The 418-nt window shown below is 57.7% G+C and carries 1 protein-coding gene; it reads right to left on the bottom strand.

Translation table 11 applies throughout. The features are described from left to right. Window positions 1-418: 4Fe-4S dicluster domain-containing protein (locus D7Y13_RS43740; protein ID WP_147452749.1), on the bottom strand; the 418-nt coding region annotated here is incomplete at both ends.

Raw genomic sequence — 418 nt, 5'->3', positions numbered from 1 at the left:
TCCCGGCGGTCAGGCTGAACGGGGTATCGTGTTCGGCCACGAGATCGGCACGCAACTTCAACAGCATATCGGGAATATCAATATCGACCGGGCAGGCCTGTTTACACGCACCACACAGGCTGGAAGCGTGCGGCAACGGTGCGGCACTGTGAATATCTGTCAGCAGCGGCGTGATAATGGCGCCAATCGGTCCGGGATACACCCACCCGTAGCTATGCCCACCGACATTCTGATATACCGGACAGGCATTCAGGCACGCACCGCACCGGATACAGAGCAGCGACTCGGCATATTCGGACTGGTAAATTTTGCTGCGTCCGTTGTCGAGGAATATTACATACTGGTAATCCGGCCCGTCGGGGTCATCCGGTAAGGCCACACCGCCGAAAACGTGGACATAACTGGTCAGGCGTTGGCC

It is taken from the genome of Corallococcus praedator (genome assembly GCF_003612125.1).
Lineage (GTDB): Bacteria > Myxococcota > Myxococcia > Myxococcales > Myxococcaceae > Corallococcus > Corallococcus praedator.
The sequence above is the reverse complement of the archived record's forward strand: the minus strand, read 5'-3'. Positions and strand labels throughout refer to the sequence as shown.